Raw genomic sequence first — 24,523 nt, forward strand, 5'->3', positions numbered from 1 at the left:
GGGCGCCTCCAGGAGGGAGACGGGCACGGGCTCGGGGGCGGGGGGCACGGCTCGAGGTGATGGAGGCTCACGCTCCCCAGTATGCCAGACACCACGAGAGGGGTCGCACGGGCCTCCGCGTGCGTCGCGGTGCCTCCGCGTCATTGGTACAAGGGGAGGGGATGAACAGTCTCCTCCCACTCCGCTTCCTGCTGTCGCTGTTCCTCGCCGCGCTGCTGCTGGCCGCGTGCGCCACTTCTTCACCCGCGGTGCGTGAGTGGGAGGGCGCGGAGCATGGTGACGCCAGCGCATGTGAGGACGCGGAAGCGGATCAATGTGTCGTGCTGGCCTGTGAGGATGGCGAGTGCGGCATCTTCGGCTGTGAGGATGTGGCGCCGGAGGCGGTCGCACGCGCGCCGCTGAGCCATGGTGCGGAGCTGGCTCGTAGCTACCGCCCTTCCTTCCGCACCCCTGGCACGCAGCGCAACTGGAGGCGTGCCGGGCTCAGGGATGGTGTCCGGCCCCGCATGACGTTCCACTTCGAATACCGCCACGGCTACCTTCCGGCCTTCCCCCGGCTCGAAGGCAGGCTGATCAAGCACCACTTGTTCCCGCAGCAGGCGAAACTGGCGAAGTGGATCACGCGCCAAGGCATCAACATCCATCAATGGACGATGCTCATCCCCGAGCACGTGCACCTGCGCATCCACCGTGGCGCGCGGGGCGGCGCGTGGAACGCGGCGTGGGATCAGTTCAGGATTGCCAACCAGCATCGCCGCGTGCCGCCGGAGGAGTTGTTGCGCACGGCCTTCGAGTTCGCCTTCCGCTTCGACATCGTCGGTCCCCTCATGCCGTACTCCGCCACGGTTTCCCCACCAGGCCCCCAACTCCTCGCTCCGTGACCGCCGAGGATGTAGACACGAACGCATGAAGTTCTATCGACTCGAGCGAGACCCTTCGCCGCGCTACACGGGTTATTTGAACGCCGATCACAAATGGGGGCTACCCGGTCTGGAGCCCTGCCCGACATGCAAATGCGGGGGGGCGGGGAGTGGCCTCGAATACCCGTGCGTGGACCTGTCCAGCCTGCCACCGCATGAGCTGGCGAAGCTGTCCGACCCCTGGCCCGTCCCACTCAAGGAGATCGAGCGGCTGCGGGAGGTGGTGCGCCCGTTGGTCCCTCCGGGAGCCATGCTGGAGCCAGGAACACTGTTCGGACCCCTGCAAGGCACCGGGGTGGGCTACTTCGGCCAGTTGGATCTATATGTGCCCTGGGCGCTGTGCCTGCGCCGCGAGGCGTTGGAGCGCTTACAGGAAGCGGGCGTGCGGGGTTTGCAGGGGTGCCCTACCCGCATCCGCTTCCGCACCAAACATGCCCCCACGTTGCTCGAGATGCAGATGGAACTGCACGGCCAGCTCCACCCCGACTGCCTGCCGCCAGACCTCCAGCCCCCATGCCCCACCTGCGGCAATGAGTTCCTCACCCGCCCGGACCCCATCATCCTCGACGCCGCCACGCTCCCCCCGGAGCCCGACCTCTTCCGGTTGAGGCAGGGCGCGACGCTCATCGTCGCCAATGAGCGTTTCGTGGAGACGGTGCGGCGCCTGGAACTGGATGGAGTGCTCTTCCACGAGCTGGAGGTCCGCTGACGCGTACGGCTCAGTTCACGGTGAACTCGCGTGACGTGCCGCTGTAGGCGCGGATGAGCCCATCCCATCCGGACTTCCAGTCGCCGTCATGGCGGATGCGGTAGGTGCCCGGCACCGCGTCCGCCGGAATCGTCCACTCGGTGGTGACGTGCGAGCAGCCGTAGGTGGGGGCGCAGTCGTACCGCTTCCAGCGGTACTTCGTCTCCCAGTCCCAGTCGTTGGCCACCGTCACCCACGTGGTGCCCGACTTGCGCTGCACCTGCAGGAAGCTGCCCTGGCGGCGGAGGTTGTTCTTCGGGTGGCCTCCCCAGAACTTCACGCTCACCGTCTGGCCCCGGGTGTAGCTGGCGAGCGCGTTCGTCACGACGCTACCGAAGCTCACCGTCAGCAGCTTGTCGTCGTACACCACGCCCGTCTGCAACGTGGACTGGTTGTTGCGGAGATCTCTCGGGGTGGGGCCCGGGGCCACCGTGGCGCCCGTGCGGAGGGCGCTGGCCAGCTTGTCCACCTCCTGCTGCACCGCCGCCAGCGTCCACGGGCCGAAGTGCGTGGAGGCACCCTCGTAGTCCTGCTTCGCGTACTCCTCGCGCGTGGACAGGTAGCCCGCGTAGGCGTTGGACAGGCCGGCGATGAGCACCTGGTTCACCCCCACCGGGGACAGTTGCGCGAGCACCTGCTGCCGCACCCGCCGCCCCGCCATGGTGGTGGGCTCGAAGGGCAGCGCCACCAGCGCCACGTTGCCCAGCCGCACCACCTGCAGCGGCAGCACCTCGGGCGTCCACGGGTAGGGCTGCAGGGTGCCCATCTCCAGGACGATGGGCTTCTCCCCCTGGCATGCCGTGGTGAAGAGGGCGCAGTTGAAGACGCCCCAGGCGTCGTCGATGGTCTCACAGGAGGAGCCCTCGTAGCCGTAGCCCGGGCCGTCCTCGGCGCCCGCCAGCATGGAGTCTCCAATGGCCGCCTCGCAGGTGGTGCGCCACACGCCATCCGTGTACGCGGGCGCCACCTGCACCGAGTCCATCGCCACGTACGCGTGCCGGAAGTCCACCCCGCCCGTCAGCGGCGCCGAGGCCGTGTCATAGAGCGTCTTCGCCAGGTTGTACTGCTTGCGCCCGGAGAGCTCCGTGCTCTCGAAGTCGTTGGCGCCGCCGCCGTTGGTGCCGCCGTAGATGTTGGGCGTCACGTCTCCCTCGTTGCTCTGCGCGAAGGCCGCCACGAAGGTGCGCTGCGCGGTGTAGTTCGTCCCCTTGAGCTTCTCGAAGAGGTAGGAGGCGTAGCCCTTGTTGTCGCCGCTGATGAGCAGGTTGTCGTTGCCCATGGAGGTGGCGTGCACGGCGAACCAGTTGATGAGGCCCACCTCGCCTCCGTCATCCGTCTGCAGCCGCAGCAGCGTCATGCGCTTGTCGGTGTCGTGGGTGTACTGCGCGCGCTCGGTGGCGGAGTTGCGCAGGTAGGCCCCGGGGGAGCGATTGATGCTCGTGTCGAGGAGGTCCCCGGAGGCGACGCGGATGGTGCCGGGCGCCAGGTTGTCGTGGGCGCGGACGATGGACTGGAAGATGCCGTCCACGATGGCGTCGAAGCCCTGCTTGTCGTAGCCGAGGATGGTGAGGTTGTAGAGCGCGTAGTGCGAGTGCCCGCCCGGCCCCGAGTGCGTGTGCGTGGCGCTCAGCAGCACGTTGTCGTCCGTGTAGAGGGTGCCGTAGCGGGCACGCAGCTTCTCCACCACCTGCTGCCGCACGCCCTGGTAGATCTGACCCAGGTCCGCGCTCACGAACACCGCGCGCTTGCCGTTGCAGGGCGAGGCGATGACGAAGGCGCGCGAGCGCAGGCGCTGGTGGATGCCCGCCGTCTTCTGGTCCACCATGGCGTAGCCCATCATGCCGAGCTCCGCCGCCGGGCCGGTGATGTCATGGAGGCCCGCGCCCACCTGGAAGCTCTGGTTGGTCGCGCACGGGTCGGCGAGCGCGTCGCTCCGCGTGGAGAGGGAGTCCTCGTCCGGGGACTGAGTGTCGCAGGCACCCAGGGTGAGCGCGAGCACCACGGCCGCCAGCAGGCGTGGAGAGGAGAAGAGACGTCGTTGCATGGAGACTCCTGTGTCGGAATTCGGAGATTGTCGGCGAGAGTCTGCCCGGGTTGCCGCCCGCTTCGGTTGGTGCGGTGCGTCGAAGGGGAGGGTTTTGTCCGCGACAATGAAGCCGCTTCCGGCCCCCGAGCACTGACCGGGAGCGGAGGCCCCATGCTCTCCTGTCCTGCTCTTCGGGCGGCGGGAGAACAAGGACGGCGCTGGAAGCAACGCCGTGCGGCTCATCTTCTCCACCCGCGTCTTCTACTGAGCCGTCACCCGGCCCTATCCTACGGGCCCGTAGAATCCTGGAATACGCAGCCCGTTCCTCCGTCTGGATGACATCATGAATCGATTCCTTGGCCCCGCTTCCCTCGGTCTGTCCGTCCTGGCGCTCGCGATCGCCCTTTTCGGCGGGCGAGGCGAGCCGGCGGCTCCCCCTCCGGCCAGCGAGCCGGCCTCCGATGTCGATACCTTCGCTTCACTGGAGTTGGAGGCGCTCGAACGGAGAGTGGAATCCCTCGAGCAGAGCTCGCTGAGCCTGTCCAAGCGGCTGATGTTGCTGGAGCATCGGCCGGTGGTGGCTTCCGACGGGGGCGTGGTGGCCGCGGTCCCGGCTTCCCTGGCCGCCGAGGTGGAGCAGCTCCGCTCGGAGGTGCGCGGTATGATCGCCGGCGAGGCCCTGAACTCCCAGGGCGGCCGTGATTACCTCAAGGACGCGGTGCGCTCGGTGCAGGAGGAGATGCGGACCGAGCAGCGGGAGCTCCGGCAGCAGCAGATGATTCAGGCCCAGGCCCAGGCCCAGGCGGGTCGCGCCGAGCGCCTGCGCCAGTTCGTCTCCGACGCGAAGTTGAGCTACGGCCAGGAGCAGACGCTCACGCAGCGCATGCAGACCGAGGACACCCAGCGCCAGGCGCTCTTCGATTCGGTGCGGGACGGGAGCAAGTCCTTCCGGGATGCCCGGCAGGAGCTCCGCCAGCTGCGCCAGCAGACGGACAAGGAGATGGCGTCCGTGCTCGATGAGTCGCAGCGGGCTCAGTACGAGCAGATGCGGCGCGAGGAGCGGCGCGAGGATCGTCCCCGGGGAGGAGGGCAGCGGGGGCGGGGGCAGGGGGGCGATCAGCCCTGACGCCGCGTCCGGCCTCCCGCGGACGTACGTCAGGCGATGTGCCACCGGCCAGCCCACCGGGGCGTGCTCACGCGGGCTGCTCCTCGGGGGGAATCTGGAGGGGCTCGATGCGGGAGAAGGCGTCGAGGATGGCCCGGATGATGGTGCTCCTCCCGGTGAAGAAGGCGCTGATGTGTCCCCCCGTCAGGTAGCGCAGCTCCGCCCCTCGCCAGTGCTGCAACAGGCGCAGGGTGGAGGAGGAGGGGACGAAACCATCCTGGCGCGCGGCCAGGAGGATGGCGCGGCGCGGGTTGGACAGGGGCGGCAGCGCGGTGGTGGCCGCCGCCGAGAGCAGCTCGGCCAGCCGCTGGCGGGCCGCCTCGGGGCCCCCGGTGGTGCGGCCCAACGTCTCCCAGTCGGGGACGGCGGACAGCACGCCCTCGGTGAAGACGGGCGCCGACGAGTGCGCCGCCGCCAGGGGGATGACGGCCGCGGGCAGTGGGAACATGGCGGCGGCATAGGCCGCGATGCTGCCCCCCATGCTGTAGCCGGAGATGCCCACCTTGGGGTGGCCGGTGGCCAGCAGCCACCCGAGCAGCGCCGTCGCCTCCACCGCCGTGGCGCGGAACATGAGCAGCAGCTCCACCACCGTGCGCACCGCCGCGCCCTTCTGTCCGGGCGGGCGGCGCGAGCCGTAGAAGGGATTCTCCAGCAGCAGCGCGCCCACGCCCTCCCGGGCCAGCTCCTTCGCGATGAAGCGGCGCAGGCCGAAGCCCTCGTCTCCGGAGGCGGCCAGGAAGACGCACACCGGTGGACGGGGGCCCGCGTCATGCGGCAGCAGCAGTTGGAAGCGCGCCTCCCGGCAGGCCTCGGGCAGTGAGCCCACGGCGGCGGGGCTGGGGAAGCGGCCCTCCTGGACGAGCAGGTGCCCCTCGCGCCGTGCCTGGCGCACCGTCACCTCGGAGAGCTCGGGGAAGGCGAAGCCCTGGGGGCCCCGGGTGAGCTTCTCCAACAGCGCGTTGGAGCCCCAGCCGTCTTCGAAGAAGCGGGGCTGGCGCGCCACCGTCACTTTCGCGGCGAGCGCGTCCAACCAGTGCATGCGATTCATTCTCGTGGGACTCCCGGGGAATGCCGCCCGGCATCCTCGCCGCGTCCGGGCAGCATTCCAACCGGAAGTACCAGGTTACTGCTGCTCGAGGGCGGTGGCGGGCACCGGCTCGGGCTCGTCCGCCACGGACTCCAGCGTGTCGGCCGGAGGCACCGGCTTCTGGTCGCGCAGGAACTCGGGCTGATGCTTGGGGTCGTACGTGGGGCCCTGGGGCGCGTCCACGGACATGGCCGAGACACCGGACGGCGAGGCCACCGCGGCGGGCAGCGTCTTCGTCAGCGTGAGGCTGTCTCGCACGGTGCCGCTCGAGGTGATGAACTTCGTGGTCAGCGTGCCGCCGTCCACCACCACATCCAGGTAGCCCACGTTGGTGTTGTCGCGGAAGGCCGTCCAGCTCGGCTGCGCGCCGGGGAAGGGGCGCAGGGTCGCGCCGCCGCTGCCCACCACCAGGTAGGGGATGCCGCGCGTGCCCGAGGGGGCCACCGCGTCACCCTTCATCGGCCTGGTGCGCTCGTAGTTGTGGTCATGGCCCGTGAGGACCAGGTCCACCCCGTACTGCTCGAAGAGGGGGGCGAACTCGCGGCGCATGGCCGTGGTCGAGAGGTGCTCGCCGCTGGACCAGGGCGGGTGGTGGAAGAAGACGATCTTCCAGGGACGGCTCGTGGCGGCCAGGTCCTGGGCGAGCCACGTCTTCTGCAGCGCCGTCGTGCAGTCGGCGATGGTGAAGTTGCGGCAGTTGGAGTCCAGCGAGGCGAAGTGCACCGGACCCCAGTCGAACGAGTAGTAGCGCTCGCTCTTCGCGGAGTTGTTGGCCGGCAGGTAGAAGTTGTCCAGGTACGGCTTGGCGTTGCTGGTGACGTACTCGTGGTTGCCCGGCGTGGGGAAGAGGGGCACCTCGCGCAGCAGGGCCGCCATGGGCTTGAACATGTTGCTCTGGAACTCCGCGTCCGTGCCGGAGGAGTACGCGTTGTCGCCGAGCGTGAGGAGGAACTCACCCGCGCGCGCGACCGTGAGCTGCTGGAGCACCTTGGTCTGCAGCGAGCCGCCCGTGCCGAAGTCACCCATGGCGGTGAAGTGCACGCGCGTCGTCTCGGGACCGGAGGCCGTCTGGAAGCGCCGCACGCCGGTGACGGAGCCGCAGGCCTCGACGACGTAGCTGTACGTCTTGCCCGGGAGCAGGCCGGTGAGCTTCACCGCGTGCTGCCACCCGGCCGCCGTGGCCGTGGCGGTGCGCGAGATGTCCGAGCCCTCGCCATAGCGGACGAAGGGCGTGCAGGACACGCCGGTGCGGAAGACCACCAGGGCGCTGGTGGTGCCCACGCTCTGCAGGTACGGCTGGCGCGGCAGCGCCGGGCCCGAGTCGGTGGTGGGGGCGGTGGGCGGCGTCGTGGTGTCATCGCCACAGGCGCGCGCCTCGGTGATGGAGGCCCAGTCGTTGACGGTGTTGCCGTTGACGGTGACGCGCAGGTAGCGCGCCTTGCGCGTGCTGGTGAAGCGGTACGTCTGGGCGTCGGCCGTCAGCGCGCTGGTGGCCGCGTAGGCCTGGGTGTAGGTGGTGCCGTCCTCGGAGGTCTCCAGCGTGAAGTGATTCTGGCGCTGGGCGCCCTGGTGCCAGGCGATGGTGGCGCCGGCGAGCGTCTGCGAGCCGCCCAGGTCGAGCTTGAGCCACGAGCCCTTGCCGGGGCCGCTCCAGCGCGTGTCCAGCTTGTCGTCCTGGGTGTTGGCGGCCACGCTGCCCGCGCCGTCATCGCCGCTGGCGGTCGCCTTGGCGGAGGTGAGTTGGCGGCAGTTGCTCGCGGTGAGCCCGGAGCTGCTGCTGCCCAGGTTCCCGGCGGCCGGGGTCTCGGGCGCATCGGAAGCGGGCGGGCTGGCGGCAGGTGGGCTGGCCGGAGCCTGAGCCGGGGCCGCGGGCGCCTCGGAGGCCGGAGCCGCCGAGGGAGAAGGGGTGGAGGGCGCTTCACACGCCGTGGTGAGCAGGACGCCCAGCAGACACGAGGAGGAGAGCAGTCGGTTTCGTTTGTGCATCGTGGGTGCCCAAACGGAAGCTCCGGACGGGCATTCCCCGGCGCGGCCTCCCTCTCCGGATGCCCGGCTGCTGGGCTGACGGGCCCGTTGCGGGGGTTCTCGTCCCGCCGCGGCCCGGCTCCGGGCCCCCCGGGCACGTTTTCGGTGAGCGATGCACGTCCTGTGGGGTCTTCTCCCACGTACGAATTTCTCAGGACAGGCCACAGGGATTCACACGATGCGTGCACCCTCCATGCCACGGAAGACACGTGGATTCACACTGACCGAGGTGCTCGTGACGGTGGCGTTGCTGGGCCTGTTCGCGGGCATGGCCGTGGTGGCGCTCGGGCCCCTCAACGGGCGCTATCGCCGGAGGCAGGCCGCGGAGCTGGTCGCGGCGGGAGCGGCGCGGGCCCGGCTCTTCGCCCGGGACTCGGGGCGGTGCTTCCACCTGGACGTCTACCAGGACGACACCCCCGTGAGCACCGGGACTCCGGGCAACCGGCTGCGCCTGTCGCGCCGTCCTACCGCCGACTGCGAGCGCTCCGTCACCGTGGCGGAGCTGCAGCCCGTGGAGTGGATCCCCATGCCCTCGTTGACGACGGTGCGGGTGGAGACCGGGGCGGAGGCGGTGTGGCGGCCCAGCGGCCGGCTGCACACGGAGGACATCGCGAAGACGCCCGCGAAGCTGCGGGTGACGTCCGGGGGCGAGGAGCTGTCCATCCTGCTGGCGGTCCACGGCCCGGTGTGCGTGAGGGAAGAGCCCTCGTCGGAGGTGTGCCCATGAGCGGAGCGAAGCGCAGGCGGGGGTATGTGCTCGCCGAGGCCCTGGTGGGCGGGGGGGTGATGATGCTCGCCCTCGTGGGGGTGTTCGGGGCCCTGTCGCGGGGCGGCGAGGACGTGGGCCGGGCCGTGGCGGATCAGGACGCGGCGCAGCGGGCCACCGAGCAGCTCGAGTGGATGCGCGCGCAGCCTTCCACGGCCGGGGCCTGGGTGGCTGGAGGCCCCAAGCCCTGTCAGGCGTTGCAGGTGCCGCTGCCCACCGGGTGGACGTGCACCGTCACCGTGACGGAGGTGGCGGACACGGACGTGGGCGCGCCCGTCTCCGGCGCCCTGTCCTACAAAAAGGCCGTGGTCCAGGTGAGCTACCGCGGCACCTCGCTGTCGCTGGAGGCGCTGCGATGGTGAAGGGGCGCCGGGGCTTCACGCTCATCGAGCTCCTGGTGGGCGGCGCGGTGGCGCTCGTCGTGTTGGCCGTGGCGTTCGCCGCCTTCGCGCGCACCACCGTCATGCATCGCCGGCAGGTGGAGCTCGCGGAGATGAAGCGGAGCGCCGCGCTCGTGCTGGGGCAGCTGGGCACGGAGCTGCGGCAGGCCGGGCTCGGATGTCCCCGTCACGCGCGCGCCGATGGCCCCGCCGAGCTCTTCCCGCCCACCTTCCTGGTCGCCGAGGAGCATCAGCTCGGCTTCCTCGCGGACCTGCCCCGGCGGGATTCGAACTTCAACGGGTACTCGCAGCTCGCGGATGATCAGACCACGGGGCTCCCCGCCAATGGGATTGCCCTGCTCAACGAGCTCAACGGCGGCTGTGACATCTCCTCCGCCCCCGCCCACTGCTCCTCCAGCGAGGAGAGCCTGCTCTTCGGCTCGGGCCTGGGCATCGACGACTGCGCGAGCGAGCCCACGTCGCCCACCTGCCCCTGGGGCCTCAACCGCTACCAGGGCAACGAGTACCTCATCGTGGCCAACGCGAAGGGCCGTTGGGTGGAGCGGCGCATCCAGCCGTCTCTGTATGCCGAGGTTCCCGGGGGCCGCAGGACGCTCGTCCTCGAGCAGGCACCCCCGCCGGACTTCCTCTTCGGCGCCAACCGGGGTTTCGTCTCCACGCCGGACCGTGTGTACTACGGGCTCCAGGACGGCCAGGTGAGGCGCAACCAGTGCTGGGGCAGCCTCTTCTCCTCGCCGGGCGGCCCCTTCGAGCTGGGCTGTCCGGACCTCTACGCCTCCAACGCGACGGGCTGGGAGGCGCTGACCACCCACGTGGCCGCCAACGGGTTGCGCTTCACCTATTGGAGCGCCAACGGAACCCTGCTCCCCGTTCCCGTGACGGACCCGACCGACCTGCGCGGCATCCGCCGGGTGGACATCGAGCTCGAGCTCGAGCGCCCGCTGCCCGATGGCGAGGTGCTGCGTTACTCCGCTTCCCTCTCCGTCTCCCTGAGGCAATGAATGCGTCCGCCCGTGTGTAGTGCGAGAGCAGAACCGAGAGGTGGGCGCGCCGGCTTCACGCTGCTGGCCCTTCTCCTCGTCCTGGCCGCGATGACCCTGGTGGTTGCCACGACGCTGCAACTCGGTGAGGACGAGCGGCGCAGCGCGAGCCTCGTGCGTCATGACGCGCGTGCGCTGGCGCTCGCCGAGCTCGGCGTGGAACGCTCCCGCGCGTACCTGGCCGCCCTGCTCGCCACGGACGTGGACCTGGACCGGGCGTTGGACCCGATGCTGAACACCGAGTGCATCCTGCTGCCCACCCTCGGGGCCGGGCAGGAGGATGACCACCTGCCCGTCTTCACGGATCCCGGTTGGGACGAGGTGGAACTGCCGGGCACGGGCAAGTCCTTCCGCCTCGTCCCCCACGAGGGCGGAGCGTACCTGGTGCGCTTCGATGACAACGACGATGACGGGGATTCACCCGCCTCCGAGGCCGCGACCCTCAGCAACCCGGGCCTCGGCTGCGTGGAGGGGGATGACCTGGCGCCGGGAAAGAGCAACCCGGTGCGGGACAGGGATCAAACGGTCATCCTCACCGTGGTGGGCATCTACCCGGGCACGGACCCGGCCACCGCCCAGGCGCGCAAGGTGCTGCGCGTGCGTGTCGGGCCGCGGCCCGCGGCGGGCATCATCGCCGGAGGCACCATCGAGATGGATGGCGCCTCGCACGTGTGCGGCGCCCATGGCGACATCTTCGCCACGGGGGACATCTCCGGCACCGGCTGCATGTGCGGCACCGGCTGCACGGGAGGCCCACCGGCGAAGCAGGCGTGCGATGCCAACACCACCTGTGTGGCGCAGTCGGGCGGGGACGTCTGCTCCGCCACGGGGGGAGGCTCGTCGAGCCAGTGCATCCCCGGCACCTCCGTGCCCCAGCCTCCGCCCGTGCGGGTGTGGAGCAGCCTCAACGCGCCCCCGGGCTGTGTCAGCGGCCTCTGCACGCCCTTCTACTATCTGCGTGAACAGAGCGGTGGGGCGCAGGTGTTCATGTGGAACTACTCGAAGCCCGGCTGTGAGAAGCCCCAGGCGTGCTCCCGCATCTTCCATCCTGGGGAGGCCGCGACCACCTGCGGCGGATGCTGGAAGAGTGTCTACGATGCCTCGACCTGCACGGGCGCCAAGACCAAGGAGGTGCGCAAGACCGAGGACCCGGGCCTGACGGCGCCAGACCCCGCTCCCTGGACGCCGTGTGGCAACTCGGCTCCGTTGATCTGGAAGACGAGCAACCCGGCCTTCGCCTCCATCGTGAGTGGCTGTGACCCGAGCGGTGGCCTCTACCCGGAACCGTCGCCCGGTAAGTGGAGCAAGGACGCCTCCTTTTCCGGGAGCTTCCAGTCTCAAGGCGCACTGCTCCCTGGGGTCTGGATGGTGGAGGGCAACGTGGAGTTCCTGGGCAACTCGCCGTCCTGTACGGCTCCGGCCAGTTGGAAGGCCTCCGTCCTGGCCCAGGGGTACATGGACATTCAAGCCGAGCTGAGCCTGCGCCCCGCCCTCCCCACGGGGGTCGCCCTGCTCGCCGGCCGCGACATGAAGGTCTGGCAGGGCAACACCTTCATCGACACGTGCGGCGAGAGCGCGGCCCTGCTCGTCCACGAGCAGTTCTACATGGGCGCCAACACCCACCTGACGGGGCAGCTCGTGGTGGAGAACGCGGGGGCCTGCTCCGGGTTTGTCACCGGCCCCTCCGGCGTCACCCTGAAGGGCAACGCCACCATCGAGGTGACGGCGCAGCCGCCCATCTCCTCGGGCCGGCCCGCCTCCGTGCTCGAGTGGAGCGAGTCCTCCTACTGAGGCCCCGCCGCCCCTTCCGTCGGGACGAGGAAGGGGCGCAGGAAGTCATCCGCCTCGGCGGCGATGCGCCCGAGCGACTCCACCAGCTCGTGGCCATCATCCACCTCGACGAGCCGGACGTGGCGCTTGCCGTGCGCCCACTCGCGCGAGTAGCGGATGTGCGTCGTCGTGTCCTTGCGTCCGTGGATGAGGAGCGTGGGCACGCGCACGTCCGGCCAGCCGCCCGAGCGGGCGTCGATGGTGTCGAGGTCATGGATGAGGCCGAAGTGCACGCGCACCGGGCGCTTCTCCGCGTGGTCCTGCGTCTCCATCCAGCCCGTTTCCCGCCAGCGGCCCATGCCCTCCTCGCCCACGTTGCGCCGCATCTGCTCCGGGGAGCGCAGGGCGGGCGCCAGCAGCACCAGCGCGCACACCCGCGCGTCCTCCTCCGCCACGCGGCAGGCCGTCAGCCCGCCCAGGCTGGAGCCGAAGACGATGGCCCTGTCCCGCTCGCCGCCGATGGCGTCGCGCACCGTGCGCATCATCGCGCTCAGGCTCAGGTGCTCGAGCGAGGGCTGCCGCAGGTTCAACCGCTCCAGGTGGATGCCCTGGCGCGCGTAGTGCTCGGCGAGCGCCACGCCCTTGGCGGACTGGGGCCCCGAGGCGAAGCCGTGCAGGTAGAGCCAGCGGGGGCCGGCGGGGGAGGACGGGGCAGGGGAGGTGCTCATGGCGGCGCACTCTACCGTCCGCGAGGATGAGAGCCCCGGGTGGGTGGGAAACCCGGGGCCCCCTCCTGGAGCACTGTCCGTGCCAACCTCCAAGTGCCTGGAGTTCCTGGCTCGGACCCGCCCCGGGCCTGGAGGGGTTGCGAAAGCCAACCTCCGGGATTCCCTCTGGAAACCCGCCGTGCGCGGACCTGTCCCGGAATGGGACACGCGGACGGGCGGGTGATCGGAAGCAGGACACCCCGCGAGGGTGGGGAGGCGCGCTCCCCGGCCGGAAGATGGTATGCCGTGGGTCATATGACTGCACCCGTGGCGCTCATCACCGGTGGCTCGCGAGGCGTGGGCCGCGCCCTCTCGTTGCGGCTCGCGAAGGCGGGCTACGACATCGTCTCCACCTACCGGCGTGACGCCGAAGCCGCCGCCGAGCTCACCCGGGAGGTGGAGGTGCTCGGCCGCCGCTGCCGCACCGTCATCGCGGATCAGCTCGAGCCGGCCAGTCTCCACGCGGCCTTCGATCTCATCCAGGAGGAGTTCGGCGGGCTGGACGTCTTCGTGGCCAATGCGGCCTCCACCGCCTTCACGCCGCTGATGCTGATGAAGCTGCACCAGATGGACAAGACCTTCAACGTCACGGTGAAGAGCTTCCTGCTGGGGGCCCAGCGCGCGGTGCCGCTGATGCAGGGCCGCAAGGGCCGCATCGTGGCGGTGTCCGGCATGGACTCGCGCATGCCGCTGCCCTTCCACGGCTTCCTCGGGGCGATGAAGGGCTCCATGGAAATCCTGGTGAAGTACCTGGCCGCCGAGCTGGCGTCCTCCGGCGTGCGCGTCAACGCCGTCAACCCGGGCTACATCGACACGGACTCCAGCCGCTTCTACATGGGCGAGGCCTGGGAGGCGCTGGAGGCCAAGGTGAAGGACAGCGTGCCCGTGGGCTACGTGGCCAGCGCGGATGAGATCGCCAAGACGATTGAATGGCTGTGCTCCGAGGGTTCCTCGTACGTGAACGGCCAGACACTGGTGGTGGATGGTGGCCTGGAGGTGAACTACGCCATGCAGTTCGCCAGCGCCCTCACCCAGTCCAGCAAGTAAAGGAAGAGGTCATCCATGCCCACCCGCCTGCGCCTCTACCAGGTCGATGCCTTCTCCTCCCAGGTCTTCGGCGGCAACCCCGCCGCGGTGTGCCCGCTCGACGCGTGGCTGCCGGACGAGGTGCTCCAGGCGATCGCCGCGGAGAACAACCTCTCCGAGACGGCGTTCGTGCTGCGCGATGAGGTCCGCGGCTGGCAGATCCGCTGGTTCACCCCCGCGCAGGAGGTGGACCTGTGCGGCCATGCCACGCTGGCGGCGGCCTACATCCTCTTCACGCGGCTGGCGCCGGGACTGGAGCGGGCCCAGTTCAACTCGCGCTCGGGGCCGCTGGTGGTGACGCAGCAGGAGGGGGAGTGGATGGAGATGGACTTCCCCTCGCGGCCGCCGGAGCCGTGCGCGATACCGGAAGGGCTGGTGGAGGCCCTGGGGGCCGCGCCACGGGAGACGCTGCTGTCGCGAGATCTGCTGGCCGTCTTCGACACCGAGGATGAGGTGAGGGCGCTGGCCCCGGACATGGCGAAGCTGGCGCAACTGGAGTACTTCGCGGTGACGGCGACGGCGAGGGGCTCGGAGGCGGACTTCGTTTCGCGCTTCTTCGCGCCGCGGGTGGGTGTGCCGGAGGATCCGGTGACGGGCTCGGCGCACTGCACGCTGGTGCCCTACTGGGCCCAGAAGCTGGGCAAGCGGCAGTTGCTGGCGCACCAGATTTCCCACCGGGGCGGCGTGCTCCAGTGCGAGGACCGCGGCGAGCGCGTGGGCATCTCCGGCCAGGCCGTGCTGTACCTCGAGGGCCACATCACGCTGTGAGACTCCCTCTCCCTCTGGGAGAGGGCTGGGGTGAGGGTCTGCACCACTTGTCACCGGTGACAAGTGAAACGAGGGGCTCGCATTCCACTTCTCACCGGTGAGAACCGGAATGGGAGGGGTGCATTCCACTTGTCGCCGACGACAAGTGAAACAAGGTGCCCGCATTCCACTTCTCGTCGGCGAGAAGTGAAACGAGGGGGGTGCATTCCACTTCTCATCGATGAGAAGTGAAACGGGTCGGGCGGGCCGCGCGGCATTTTTTACAGGCTGCCCTCGCCCTGCCGCCGATGGATCCGCCATGTAGGTGTATGCCCGGGATTGGCGCCGGGCCCCCCAGCGGGCACACTGCGCGCCGCCTGAACGTGCGAGCAGGGCGGGGACCCGCCCCACCCCCTCGCAGCGGACACAGGAGGGGATGGCTCGGATGCGCCTGCTGCACACGTCGGACTGGCACCTGGGACACACGTTGTACGACACCTCTCGCGAGGCCGAGCACGCGGCCTTCCTCGAGTGGTTGCTCGACATGCTGGAGGCCCACGAGGTGGATGCGCTCCTGGTGGCCGGCGACATCTTCGACACCGCCAACCCCAGTGCCGAGGCCCAGGCCGCCTGGTACCGCTTCGTCGCCCAGGCCCGCATCCGGTGCCCCAAGCTCGATGTCGTCGTCATCGGCGGCAACCATGACTCGGCGGCCCGGCTGGATGCGCCGGACCCCCTCTTCGCCGCGCTCGAGGTGCGCGTGGTGGGCGGCCTGCCCAAGGCCCGGGGAGCGCTGGACCTGGAGCGCCTGCTGGTGCCGCTGAAGAACGCCCAGGGCAAGGTGGGTGCGTGGGTGGCGGCCGTGCCGTACCTGCGCCCCGCGGATCTGCCGCTCGTCTCCGTGGAGGCGGGGGACAAGCTCATCGAGGGGGTGCGCTCGGTGTACGCCGAGGTGCTGGAGGGCGCTCGGGCGAAGCGCAAGCCGGGTCAGGCGCTCGTGGCCATGGGCCACTGCTACATGGTGGGCACCGAGCTGTCCGCGCTCAGTGAGCGCAAGATTCTCGGTGGCAACCAGCACGCGCTCCCGGTGGACCTCTTCCCCGAGGACATGGCGTACGCGGCGCTCGGGCACCTGCACAAGGCGCAGCGCGTGGGCGGACGCGAGGGGGTGCGCTACAGCGGCTCGCCCATTCCCCTGTCGCTCTCCGAGGCCAGCTACGCGCACCAGGTGCTGCTGGTGGAGCTGGACGGTGCTCAGCTCTCCTCCGTGAGGCCGCTGCACGTGCCGCGCCGGGTGGAAATCGAGCGCGTCCCCAAGCGCGACGCGGCCACGCTGGATGATGTGGTGCAGATGTTGGAGGCCCTGCCCCCGTTGGAGGCGGACACGCCCGATTGGCGGCGCCCCTACCTGGAGGTGTGCGTCGCGCTGCCCCGCCCCGAGCCCGCGCTGCGCCGCCGGGTGGAGGCCGCGCTCGAGGGCAAGGCGGCGCGGTTGGTGAAGCTCACCCCCGCCTATACCGGCAGCGGCCATACGCTCGCGGACGCGCGGCCGGGGGTCTCCCTCAAGGAGCGCACTCCCGAGGACGTCTTCCGGGCCCGCTACGCGCGCGACTACACCGAGCCCCTGGAGCCCGCGCTGCTCGAGGCCTTCCACTCGCTGCTCACCCAGGTGCAGGAGGACGCGTCATGAGGATTCTCGCCATTCGTGGCTGCAACCTGACGAGTCTCGCGGGTGACTTCGCGCTGGAGTTGGATCAACCGCCGCTCGACAAGATGGGGCTGTTCGCCATCACCGGTGCCACCGGCGCGGGCAAGAGCACGCTGCTGGATGCCATGTGCCTGGCCCTCTTCGACCGCACCCCCCGGCTGGGCGAGCGTGGCGGTGTCCCCGTGGGGCGCGCCGACGAGGACGAGGACGCGCGGCTGATGGCCAACGACGTGCGCGGCATGCTGCGGCGCGGAGCGGGCGAGGGCTTCGCGGAGGTGGACTTCCTGGGCAAGGACGGCCGGCGCTACCGCGCGCGCTGGTCCGTGTGGCGGGCGCGCAAGCTCGCCGAGGGCCGTTTCCGGCCGCAGGAGATGAGCCTCACCGACGTGGTCAGCCAGCAGCAGTTCGGGCGCACCAGGTCCGAGGTGCTCAAGGCGATTGAAGAGCGGCTGGGGCTGTCCTTCGACCAGTTCCGGCGCTCGGCGCTGCTGGCGCAGAACGAGTTCGCCGCCTTCCTGCGCGCGGACGCCAACGAGCGCGCGGAGCTGTTGGAGCGGATGACGGGCACGGAGGTGTACAGCCGGGTGTCCATGGCCGCGCACCAGCGCCACAAGGAGGTGCAGGAGGAGCTGTCCAAGCTGGAGCAGGGCGTGGCGGCCATTGCCCGGCTGTCCGACGAGGACCGCTCGGAGGTGGAGGCACAGCGCGCGCGGGAGGAAGCGGCGCTGGGCGAGGCGCAGGTGGCACAGGCGCGGGCCGAGCAGGCGCTGCACTGGTACACGGAGCGGGCGCGGTTGGTGGCGCAGGAGGCCGAGGCGGAGCAGTCGCGCCAGCGCGCGGCCCAGGCGCTGGAGGCCGCGGAGCCCCGGAAGGCGGAGCTGGAGCGGGTGCGCGCGGCGGAGGTGCTGCGGGCGCCGCTGAACCGGGTGGACGAGGCGTCCCGGAGCCTCGTGGAGGCGGAAGCGGCGCTGGCGGCGCGGCGCGCGGAGGCGGAAGCGGCACGGGCCTCGGCTCTGGTGTGCGAGGAGGCGAGGGCGAAGGCGGAGGCACGGAAGACCGCGGCGGAGGAGGCGGAGACGGCCGCGCGCCCGGCGCTGGAAGAAGCGCTGAAGCTGGACGCGGAACTGGCACGCGCGCGGAGCGACGAGCAGGAGGCCGCGCGCAAGCTGGAGGCCGCCCGCGAGTCCGAGCGCGTGGCGCGGGAAGCACTGGCGCGGGTGGCCCGGGAAGAGGAGGCCGCGCGCGCGGAGCAGAAGGCGGCGGAGGCGTGGCTCGGCGAGAACAAGCGCCTGGAGGCGATGGCCCGCGAGTGGCCCCGCTGGGAGGCGGAGCTCCTCCGCTACGGCCGCGCGGCCCAGGACGAGACGAAGGCGCGCAACGCCCTCGAGCAGGTGGGGTCGCGCTCTGGAGCGCTGCGCGCGGAGGCCGAGCGCCGCGGAGGGGAGAAGCGCGAGGCGGACGCGGCCCTGGAGGAGACGAAGGCCCGGGTGGCCAGCGCCGAGGCCGCGCAGGGCAAGGAGGCCGGCGCGGAGCGGCGGGCCCGCCGTGTGGAACTGCAGTCCCGGCAGGAGGGGCTGCGGGCGTTGACGGACGCGCGCAAGGGCGCGAGCGAGGCGGCCCGGGCGGAGCAGGAGGCGGCCGAGGAGGCCGGCGAGGCCCGGGCGGAGCAGGCGTCCGCGACGGCCGAGGCCGAGGCCGCGAAGGGGCGCCGCCTCGAGCGGGAAGCCGCGCTGAAGGAGGCTCGCCGGGCATCCGCCGAGGCGCGGGCGACGTTGGACTTGGCGGAGCACCGTGCGGAGCTGCGGGAGGGCCAGCCCTGTCCGCTCTGTGGTGCCACCGAGCATCCCTACCGGCGGACGGGGAGCGCGCTGGAGGGGCTCGCCACGAAGGCGCGGGCGCGGGTGGAGGAACTGGAGGGAGCGGTCGCGGAGGTGACCCGGGCGGAGGCCGAGGCCCGTGCGCGCGCGGCGGCGGCGGGCCCTCGTGCGGAGCAGGCGGAGGCGCGGAGGGAGATCGCTGCACAGCGGCGTGTTCGGCAGCGCGCGGCCTGGAGCGACTCCCGCGCGAAACTCGGGGGGGCGCTGCCTTCCGAGGACGTGGAGGCCGAGGGACTCGAGGCCTGGCTGGAGACGGCGCTCGCGGAGGTGAAGGCGCGGCAGGCCGGGCTGAACGCCGAGGAGGAGGCGGCGGAGAAGCTGGAGCGTGTGGCGAAGGAGGCTCGCGCGGCGCTCACCGCCGCGCTCGAGCGCCAGGAGGGGGTGGAGAAGGCCGTGCGTGAGGCGGAGGAGGCGCTGCGCCAGAACACGGACGCCGAGACCGCCGCCGGGCGTGAGGTGGAGCAGGCGGCGCGCATCCGTCAGGAGGTGTTGGAGGTGCTGGCGGTGCCCTTCAAGGACCTGCCGCGCTGGCAGGAGTCGTTGTCCGCGAAGCCTGGCGACTTCCGTGCGCACTGCGCGAAGCGGGTGGCGGAGTGGAACACCCGCGAGCAGGCCTTGAAGGACGCGGAGGCGCGCGTCGCGCGGGCCCGGGACAAGCGGACGCCGGCGGAAACGGCGGCCGGCGTGCAGCACGCGCTCACCGAGAGCTGCGCCCAGGCGCTCTCCGGGGCCCAGGAGGCGCTGCGGGAGAAGCAGGCCGCGCGCGGGTCGGTGCTCGGCGGGCGTCCCACCGCCGAGGTGCGTGAGGCGCTCCAACGGGAGGTGAAGGAAGCCGCCCAGGCCTTCGAGTCCGTTCGAGATGGGGCCGAGAAGGCGAAGCGGGATGCCGCCACCGCGGCCGCGCGTGTCGAGGACGCGGTGCGGGCCCATGCCTCCGCGGGAACGGCCAGGGCCGAGGCCGAGGCGGCGCTCTCGGCGCTGCTCTCCGCGCGGAGCCTCACGCTGGAGGCCGCGCGTCTCCTGCTCGCGAGGGATGCCGCCTGGTGCGAGGCCGAGGAGCGTGCGCTGTCGGCCCTTCGTCAGGCGCATGAGCACGCGCAGGCCGTGCGGATGGAGCGCCAGACGCAGCGCACCCGCCACGAGGCCTCCGGTCTCCCCTCCATCTCCGAGGAGAATGCCCCCGCTGTCTGCAAGGAGGCCCGCTCGGATACCGAGGTCCGGCGTCAGGCCGTCGCCACGTTGAAGGCCCGGCTCGACCAGGACGATGAGGCCCGCCGCCGCCACGGGGAGCAGGCCCGGCTCCTGGAGGAGAAGCAACGCGCCAGCGGCGTGTGGCGCACCCTCAGCGAGCTCATCGGCTCGCACGATGGCCGCAAGTTCAAGGTGTTCGCCCAGAGCCTCACCCTGGACGCGCTCCTGCATTACGCCAACGCCCACCTCGAGGAGCTCGCCCCGCGCTACCGCCTCATGCGCGTGCCGAAGTACGACCTGGATTTGCAGGTGGTGGATGGGGACATGGGTGACGAGGTGCGGGGTGTCTCCAGCCTCTCGGGCGGAGAGAGCTTCCTCGTCTCCCTGGCGCTCGCGTTGGGGCTCGCCTCGCTCTCCTCGGAGACGACGCAGGTGGAGACGCTCTTCATCGACGAGGGCTTCGGCACCCTGGATCCGGAGACCCTGGAGATGGCGCTGGCCACGCTCGATGCGCTCCAGGCCACGGGCCGGCAGGTGGGCATCATCTCCCACGTGTCCGGGCTCGCCGAGCGCATTGGCGCGCAGGTGCGCGTGGTGAAGCAGGGCGCCGGGCGCAGCCGGCTCGTCGTGATGGGCGAGCCGGGACTCCTGGCCCCGGTGGTTTCCGAGCCACGGCCCACGGCGTCGGTGGGGTAGGGCGTCAGCTCGCCGGGGAGTTGGCGAGGCTCGCCAGGTAATGGTCCAGCGTCTCGGCGAAGGTGGGGTCGTCGTTGAGGAAGGCGAGCCCCACGCCGCCCTTGTACGGGTCATCCACCACGTGCACCACCAGCGCGTCTCCCTGCAGGCGCTCGCCGTTGGGCAGCTTCACCTGCACCGTCACCACGCTGTCCACGGGGGGCCGGTGCGCGGTGCGCACGAAGAGGCCGCCGTTGGAGATGTTCGTCGCGTGCTCCCGCACGAACTCCAGCTCCGTGCGGAACACCATCTCCAGCTTCACCGCGAAGCGGCGCCCCTGCCGCTGCGTGTCGAACGTCTCGTAGGCGCGGGAGGACTCCTGGGCCGTCTCTTGCGCTGGAGCGGGCTCGGCGGCCACCTCCGGCGTGGCTGCTTTCGGGGCTTCGGCCGGCGCGGGGGGGGCCGCGGCTTTGTTCCCCTGGGCGAAGAAGTCGATGGGGACGGAGGCGGGCCCCGGGGGTGGCCCCTCCGGAACGGGCTCTCGCACGGCGAGCTGCTGCAGGTGTCCGTGCAGGACGATGGCCGCGGCTTCGAAGTCCTCCAACTGGTGGGTGTCCGGGCCGGTGAGCGAGTCCTTGCGGAATGCGTCGCGAGACGCCTTGGGCAGGCGCCACAGCTCCACCAGCGTGCCCCCGCTCTGTTGCACCTGCTGGGTCAGCTCCTCGAGCGCGGTGCGCGGGTAGCTGGGGACTTCCAGTTTCAGCTCCAGGGTGGCTTCGGCTTCCCGCAAGGCCACGACGATGCCTGGCGGTTTCGGCGAGGGCAGCAAGGCCCCCAGCCCCTCCACCAGCTCTCTCACCCGCTCCGCACGGGATGAGCCATTCCACAACGCCGCGAGACCGAACACAGGCACGTCGACGGACAATAGCCGAGCCCGCCCGGGGGTGGGTCAACCATCGTGCATTTCCTCTCACTGAACGCTCCGCGGGCAGGCGAGCGCAAGGGGAGGGGCCACCGGGAGGCGGTTCGTCCTGGCTCGGGCATGCCGGGCCCTGCGCCTAGACACCCACCTGGGCAACGGGGGGCCGCGTTCCCAGCTTGGCGGACTGTTTTCCTCCCCATTTCCCCCGGTGTTGACTGCCATGAGTACTCCCTCCCGGTTGCTCGCGGCCGTGTTGCTCGTGTCCGCGTTTGTCTCAGGCTGTGGTGGAACCGACGTGGTCCATGAGCCCCCACCGGGTGGTGGACAGTCCGAGGAGCCTGTTGACGAGCTGCCTCGGCCGCCCCCACCTCCGCCTCCACCGTTGCCCACGGAGGAGGATCCGTTCGGAGAGCCTCCGGGCCCGGTCAACCCCACCAACGCGCTGATCGACACCGACTGTGACGGCCTCACGGACGAGGAGGAGCACGGCAACGTCTACCCCGGTGGACTGAGGACGGATCCGGGCCGGTGGGACACCGACGGAGATGGCGTGCGTGATGGTGTCGAGGTGGGCCGTACCACCACCGTCAACAAGAGCGCGGAGTGTCAGGCCCTCTTCATCGCGAGCGCGGATCCTTCCCGGGCATCCAGGATGAATCCGACCGTCGCGGACTCGGACGGCGATGGGCTGAAGGATGGCCTGGAGGACCGCAACTACAACGGCAAGCTGGAAGCGGGCGAGACGGATCCCGTCAACCCCGACACGGATGGGGATGGACTGAAGGACGGTGTGGAGGATGCCAACCAGAACACCGTGGTGGACTTCGGCGAGACGGATCCACGCAAGCGGGATACGGACGCGGATGGTCTCTCCGACTCCATCGAGCTGAACATCACCCGGACGGATGCCCTCAAGGCCGACACCGATGGTGACTCGTGCATGGATGGGGCCGAGGATCGCAACGGCAATGGCGTGAAGGACCCGGGTGAGAGCGACCCGAAGAACGGCTCCGACTGCGGTGGCAGGACCAGCACCCAGGACACGGACGGCGATGGCCTGCCGGACGAGGTCGAGGACGCCAACGGTAATGGAGCCAGGGACGCGGCCGAGACCGACTTCCGTCGTGCGGACACGGACGGAGATGGCCTGATGGACGGTGTGGAGGACCGGAACCACAACGGCGTGGTGGACTCCAGCGAGAGTGATCCGCGGGTGAAGGACACGGACTGCGACGGCCTGCTCGACGGCGCGGACCAGGGGGGGTTCAAGGGGGAGGACACCAACGGCAACGGCCTGCGCGACGTGGGGGAGACGGACCCCACCCAGCGCGACACGGACGGGGATGGCTTGTTGGATGGCGTGGAGCGCGGCATTCCCGCGGGCTCGGCGCCCATCACCACCTGCGGCTACCCGGGTGACGCGAACCCGGGCACCACCACGGATCCACTCAACCCCGACTCCGACGGTGACGGCATCGCCGACGGTGCCGAGGACTCGAACCAGAACGGCCAGAAGGATCCGGGCGAGTTGGATCCCCGCGACCGCTCCGATGGTGCCGCGAACACGCCGGCCGGCCAGGCCTGCGCGGCGGGCAACCTGCGGCAGGTCGTCTTCAAGGAGGACAGCGGCGGTGACATCCGTCTGGCGCTCCGGCCCTCCTTCACGGAGGTGAAGCAGCTCGTCCTCGGCGGCAAGGGCCGGGGCTTCATCGGCTACGACGACACGAACAAGGTGGCCTTCATCGCCTACAAGCGGGGCCAGGCGGGCTCATCCACCACGGTGGTGGGGGACGAGCTGTTCGTGCGTGGCCAGTTCTCCCCAGCGGTGACGGCGGGCACCACGCAGACCTTCACCACGTGGGATGGCCACCCCGCGCTGCAGGCCTTCTACGACCAGGGGGCCACCACCAACCTGCGCGACTACGCCAACGCGGTGGCCAACCAGCTCGTTGGCGCGGGCGCCGGGACGCTCACGGGCGGCTCGGGCGTGAGCGGGGGCTACAAGCTTCAAGCGCAGTACGTCCACCGCTCCAACGCGAGCGTGCTGGTGGTGCTGGCCATCACGCCGGCGAGTCTCTACAAGGCCCCGGGCCTCTTCGTCATGGGAGACACCGCGGGCGGCACGGCGCTGGCCCAGTTCGGTGACGCGGACGCGGTGCAGTGCGAGACCTTCACCACGGGCAACGGCATGGCCGACTTCCTCTTCGTGGTGGACGACAGCGGCTCCATGCAGACCTCGCAGGGCGCCCTGGGCGATGCCGCCGCGGCCGTGGCCAACCGGCTGGGCAACTCGCAGCTCGACTGGCGCATCGCCATGGTGACCACGTCGTACACCCAGCCGGACTACACGTGGCCCAACCGCGACGTGTTCCGCGGCTTCACGCGCGACATCGACCAGTTCAAGGCGTGGCTGCAGCAGGGCGCGAGGTGCCCGGACCCCACGCAGCACTGCTGGGTGGACATCAATGGCGCCAGCGAGGAGCGCTCCCTGGAGGGCGCGCGCGTGGCGGTGGACAACATGACCCGTGCCAGCACGCCCGCGGACAAGAAGTACCGCCCGGGTGCCCGGCTCGTGGTCATCCTCCTCACGGACGTGCGAGACCAGCCCGACACCGTCCCGGTCAGCACGTACATCGACTACTTCAAGGGGGCCAACCCCACCGGTGGGCTCATCCAGATGCATGGCATCATCTGTGACCCGGCCGGCGGGGACTGCTACCCGGGCGAGCCCTCCGCCAACCCGCGGCACCTGGACGTCATCCAGGCCACCGGCGGCATCGTGGGCAGCATCCGCAGCACCACGTCCATCCAGAACGCCATCAACACCATCGTGGACAGCGTCATCGCCTCCACGGGCTACCGGACGCTCAAGCCGCCCATTGGCGCCTCGGTGCGGGTGGCGCTGGAGTCGGTGCGGAACCCCGCGGCGTGCACGGCGAACGACCTGCCCCGCGGCCGGACGAACGGCTTCGACGTGGACGGCATCAGCGGGGCGCTGTCTTTCTACGGCGCCTGCCGCCCGGCCTCCGCGGGGGCGACGAAGGCCGCCGTCTCCTACCGCTACTGGAGCGACCTCACGCCCAACAAGGACGGCAATCCGCCGCCCTGCTCGACGGACACGGGCTACTACGACCCAGCGGCTCCGGATTTCTGCAAGGGCAACCTCACGTGCAACCGCCAGACGAACCTGTGCGAGTGCCCCTCGGACTGCGGCGGAGGGGGCGCACCGGGCCAGGTGTGCAACACCAGCAAGGACGTGTGTGACCTCACGTGCACGGCGGACTGCGGTGGCACGTGCGGCGGCTACCAGACGTGCAACACGTCCACGTGCACCTGCCAGTGCATGGCGAGCGCCACGTGCGCGCCGGGCTTCACGTTCGACCCGGCGGCCTGCGCGTGCGTCTGTGACACGGCGGCGCTCGACTGCGGCTCCACCTACCGCGCCGACGCCAACGCTTGTGCCTGTGTCTGCGAGGCCGACTGTGGTGGCTGCCCGGCGGGGACCGAATGCAGGCAGAGCCTCTGCCGGTGTGATCCCAAGCTGAACTGAGCGTTCCTCGAGGCACGGCCCCGAGGGGCTCGGTACCGGGCCGGAGCCGCGG

At 70.7% G+C, this 24,523-nt stretch carries 17 protein-coding genes; 12 read left to right on the forward strand and 5 right to left on the reverse strand.

Annotated elements, in window-relative coordinates; all coding sequences use genetic code 11:
• The first annotated feature begins 161 nt into the window (after positions 1–161).
• Positions 162–881 carry a SitA6 family polymorphic toxin lipoprotein gene (gene sitA6 / locus Q664_RS32255; RefSeq protein ID WP_043404145.1) on the forward strand — a complete coding sequence of 240 codons (720 nt, stop codon included), beginning with the start codon at positions 162–164 and terminating at the stop codon, positions 879–881.
• Positions 882–906: 25 nt separating this feature from the next.
• The gene (sitI6, locus tag Q664_RS32260; protein ID WP_043404148.1) at positions 907–1,629 is read left to right on the forward strand and encodes a SitI6 family double-CXXCG motif immunity protein; all 723 of its coding nucleotides are present in this window, start codon (positions 907–909) and stop codon (positions 1,627–1,629) included.
• A 10-nt stretch (positions 1,630–1,639) separates the two neighbouring features.
• Here the strand turns inward: sitI6 and Q664_RS32265 are convergent, their stop codons facing one another.
• Complete coding sequence (locus Q664_RS32265) at positions 1,640–3,712, reverse strand: neutral/alkaline ceramidase (RefSeq protein WP_043404151.1); 2,073 nt, start codon at positions 3,710–3,712, stop codon at positions 1,640–1,642.
• Between the two features lie 325 nt (positions 3,713–4,037).
• Here Q664_RS32265 and Q664_RS32270 point away from each other — a divergent pair, with 325 nt between their 5' ends.
• Complete coding sequence (locus tag Q664_RS32270; protein WP_043404154.1) at positions 4,038–4,820, forward strand: hypothetical protein; 783 nt, start codon at positions 4,038–4,040, stop codon at positions 4,818–4,820.
• 67 nt (positions 4,821–4,887) lie between these two features.
• Here the strand turns inward: Q664_RS32270 and Q664_RS32275 are convergent, their stop codons facing one another.
• Entirely contained in the window at positions 4,888–5,907 is a 1,020-nt protein-coding gene (locus Q664_RS32275; RefSeq protein ID WP_063934790.1) for an alpha/beta hydrolase family protein, read from the reverse strand.
• Positions 5,908–5,982: 75 nt separating this feature from the next.
• On the reverse strand, positions 5,983–7,932 hold the full coding sequence (locus tag Q664_RS32280; protein WP_043404159.1) for a metallophosphoesterase: 1,950 nt from the start codon (positions 7,930–7,932) through the stop codon (positions 5,983–5,985).
• Between the two features lie 232 nt (positions 7,933–8,164).
• On the opposite strand from Q664_RS32280, the gene Q664_RS32285 reads away from it, so the two are divergent.
• The 4 genes from Q664_RS32285 to Q664_RS32300 all read left to right on the forward strand — a co-directional run bounded on the left by Q664_RS32285 (position 8,165) and on the right by Q664_RS32300 (position 11,969).
• Positions 8,165–8,698 carry a type II secretion system protein gene (locus tag Q664_RS32285; protein ID WP_043404162.1) on the forward strand — a complete coding sequence of 178 codons (534 nt, stop codon included), beginning with the start codon at positions 8,165–8,167 and terminating at the stop codon, positions 8,696–8,698.
• On the forward strand, positions 8,695–9,099 hold the full coding sequence (locus Q664_RS32290) for a type IV pilus modification PilV family protein (RefSeq protein ID WP_043404165.1): 405 nt from the start codon (positions 8,695–8,697) through the stop codon (positions 9,097–9,099). Before Q664_RS32285 ends, Q664_RS32290 begins: the two co-directional genes overlap by 4 nt.
• Positions 9,093–10,139: a prepilin-type N-terminal cleavage/methylation domain-containing protein gene (locus Q664_RS32295; protein ID WP_043404168.1), complete on the forward strand. Its 1,047-nt coding sequence runs from the start codon at positions 9,093–9,095 to the stop codon at positions 10,137–10,139. The genes Q664_RS32290 and Q664_RS32295 overlap by 7 nt, the downstream gene beginning before the upstream one ends.
• Positions 10,140–10,229: 90 nt before the next feature.
• On the forward strand, positions 10,230–11,969 hold the full coding sequence (locus tag Q664_RS32300) for a hypothetical protein (RefSeq protein ID WP_152622459.1): 1,740 nt from the start codon (positions 10,230–10,232) through the stop codon (positions 11,967–11,969).
• Here the strand turns inward: Q664_RS32300 and Q664_RS32305 are convergent.
• A complete protein-coding gene (locus Q664_RS32305; protein ID WP_043404173.1) occupies positions 11,963–12,676 on the reverse strand; it encodes a YqiA/YcfP family alpha/beta fold hydrolase in 714 nt (237 codons plus the stop codon). The genes Q664_RS32300 and Q664_RS32305 overlap by 7 nt on opposite strands.
• 294 nt (positions 12,677–12,970) lie before the next feature.
• On the opposite strand from Q664_RS32305, the gene Q664_RS32310 reads away from it, so the two are divergent.
• The 4 genes from Q664_RS32310 to Q664_RS32325 all read left to right on the forward strand — a co-directional run bounded on the left by Q664_RS32310 (position 12,971) and on the right by Q664_RS32325 (position 20,020).
• Positions 12,971–13,762 (forward strand): SDR family oxidoreductase, encoded by a 792-nt coding sequence (locus tag Q664_RS32310; RefSeq protein ID WP_043404176.1) that lies wholly within the window; start codon positions 12,971–12,973, stop codon positions 13,760–13,762.
• A gap of 15 nt (positions 13,763–13,777) precedes the next feature.
• A complete protein-coding gene (locus Q664_RS32315; protein ID WP_043404179.1) occupies positions 13,778–14,569 on the forward strand; it encodes a PhzF family phenazine biosynthesis protein in 792 nt (263 codons plus the stop codon).
• A 424-nt stretch (positions 14,570–14,993) separates the two neighbouring features.
• Entirely contained in the window at positions 14,994–16,238 is a 1,245-nt protein-coding gene (locus tag Q664_RS32320; protein ID WP_043404182.1) for an exonuclease SbcCD subunit D C-terminal domain-containing protein, read from the forward strand.
• Positions 16,235–20,020: an AAA family ATPase gene (locus tag Q664_RS32325; RefSeq protein ID WP_043404186.1), complete on the forward strand. Its 3,786-nt coding sequence runs from the start codon at positions 16,235–16,237 to the stop codon at positions 20,018–20,020. The genes Q664_RS32320 and Q664_RS32325 overlap by 4 nt, the downstream gene beginning before the upstream one ends.
• A gap of 4 nt (positions 20,021–20,024) precedes the next feature.
• Here the strand turns inward: Q664_RS32325 and Q664_RS32330 are convergent, their stop codons facing one another.
• A complete protein-coding gene (locus Q664_RS32330) occupies positions 20,025–20,912 on the reverse strand; it encodes a TIGR02266 family protein (protein ID WP_043404442.1) in 888 nt (295 codons plus the stop codon).
• A gap of 229 nt (positions 20,913–21,141) precedes the next feature.
• Here Q664_RS32330 and cglD point away from each other — a divergent pair, with 229 nt between their 5' ends.
• Entirely contained in the window at positions 21,142–24,471 is a 3,330-nt protein-coding gene (cglD, locus tag Q664_RS32335; protein ID WP_043404188.1) for an adventurous gliding motility lipoprotein CglD, read from the forward strand.
• Positions 24,472–24,523 lie beyond the last annotated feature (52 nt).

Source organism: Archangium violaceum Cb vi76 (genome assembly GCF_000733295.1).
GTDB classification, from domain to species: domain Bacteria; phylum Myxococcota; class Myxococcia; order Myxococcales; family Myxococcaceae; genus Archangium; species Archangium violaceum.

Coding starts and splice junctions, on each gene's coding strand:
- sitA6 (WP_043404145.1), top strand. CDS start 162: ATGAACAGTCTCCTCCCACTCCGCTTCCTGCTGTCGCTGTTCCTCGCC.
- sitI6 (WP_043404148.1), top strand. CDS start 907: ATGAAGTTCTATCGACTCGAGCGAGACCCTTCGCCGCGCTACACGGGT.
- Q664_RS32265 (WP_043404151.1), bottom strand. CDS start 3,712: ATGCAACGACGTCTCTTCTCCTCTCCACGCCTGCTGGCGGCCGTGGTG.
- Q664_RS32270 (WP_043404154.1), top strand. CDS start 4,038: ATGAATCGATTCCTTGGCCCCGCTTCCCTCGGTCTGTCCGTCCTGGCG.
- Q664_RS32275 (WP_063934790.1), bottom strand. CDS start 5,907: ATGAATCGCATGCACTGGTTGGACGCGCTCGCCGCGAAAGTGACGGTG.
- Q664_RS32280 (WP_043404159.1), bottom strand. CDS start 7,932: ATGCACAAACGAAACCGACTGCTCTCCTCCTCGTGTCTGCTGGGCGTC.
- Q664_RS32285 (WP_043404162.1), top strand. CDS start 8,165: ATGCCACGGAAGACACGTGGATTCACACTGACCGAGGTGCTCGTGACG.
- Q664_RS32290 (WP_043404165.1), top strand. CDS start 8,695: ATGAGCGGAGCGAAGCGCAGGCGGGGGTATGTGCTCGCCGAGGCCCTG.
- Q664_RS32295 (WP_043404168.1), top strand. CDS start 9,093: ATGGTGAAGGGGCGCCGGGGCTTCACGCTCATCGAGCTCCTGGTGGGC.
- Q664_RS32300 (WP_152622459.1), top strand. CDS start 10,230: ATGACCCTGGTGGTTGCCACGACGCTGCAACTCGGTGAGGACGAGCGG.
- Q664_RS32305 (WP_043404173.1), bottom strand. CDS start 12,676: ATGAGCACCTCCCCTGCCCCGTCCTCCCCCGCCGGCCCCCGCTGGCTC.
- Q664_RS32310 (WP_043404176.1), top strand. CDS start 12,971: ATGACTGCACCCGTGGCGCTCATCACCGGTGGCTCGCGAGGCGTGGGC.
- Q664_RS32315 (WP_043404179.1), top strand. CDS start 13,778: ATGCCCACCCGCCTGCGCCTCTACCAGGTCGATGCCTTCTCCTCCCAG.
- Q664_RS32320 (WP_043404182.1), top strand. CDS start 14,994: ATGCGCCTGCTGCACACGTCGGACTGGCACCTGGGACACACGTTGTAC.
- Q664_RS32325 (WP_043404186.1), top strand. CDS start 16,235: ATGAGGATTCTCGCCATTCGTGGCTGCAACCTGACGAGTCTCGCGGGT.
- cglD (WP_043404188.1), top strand. CDS start 21,142: ATGAGTACTCCCTCCCGGTTGCTCGCGGCCGTGTTGCTCGTGTCCGCG.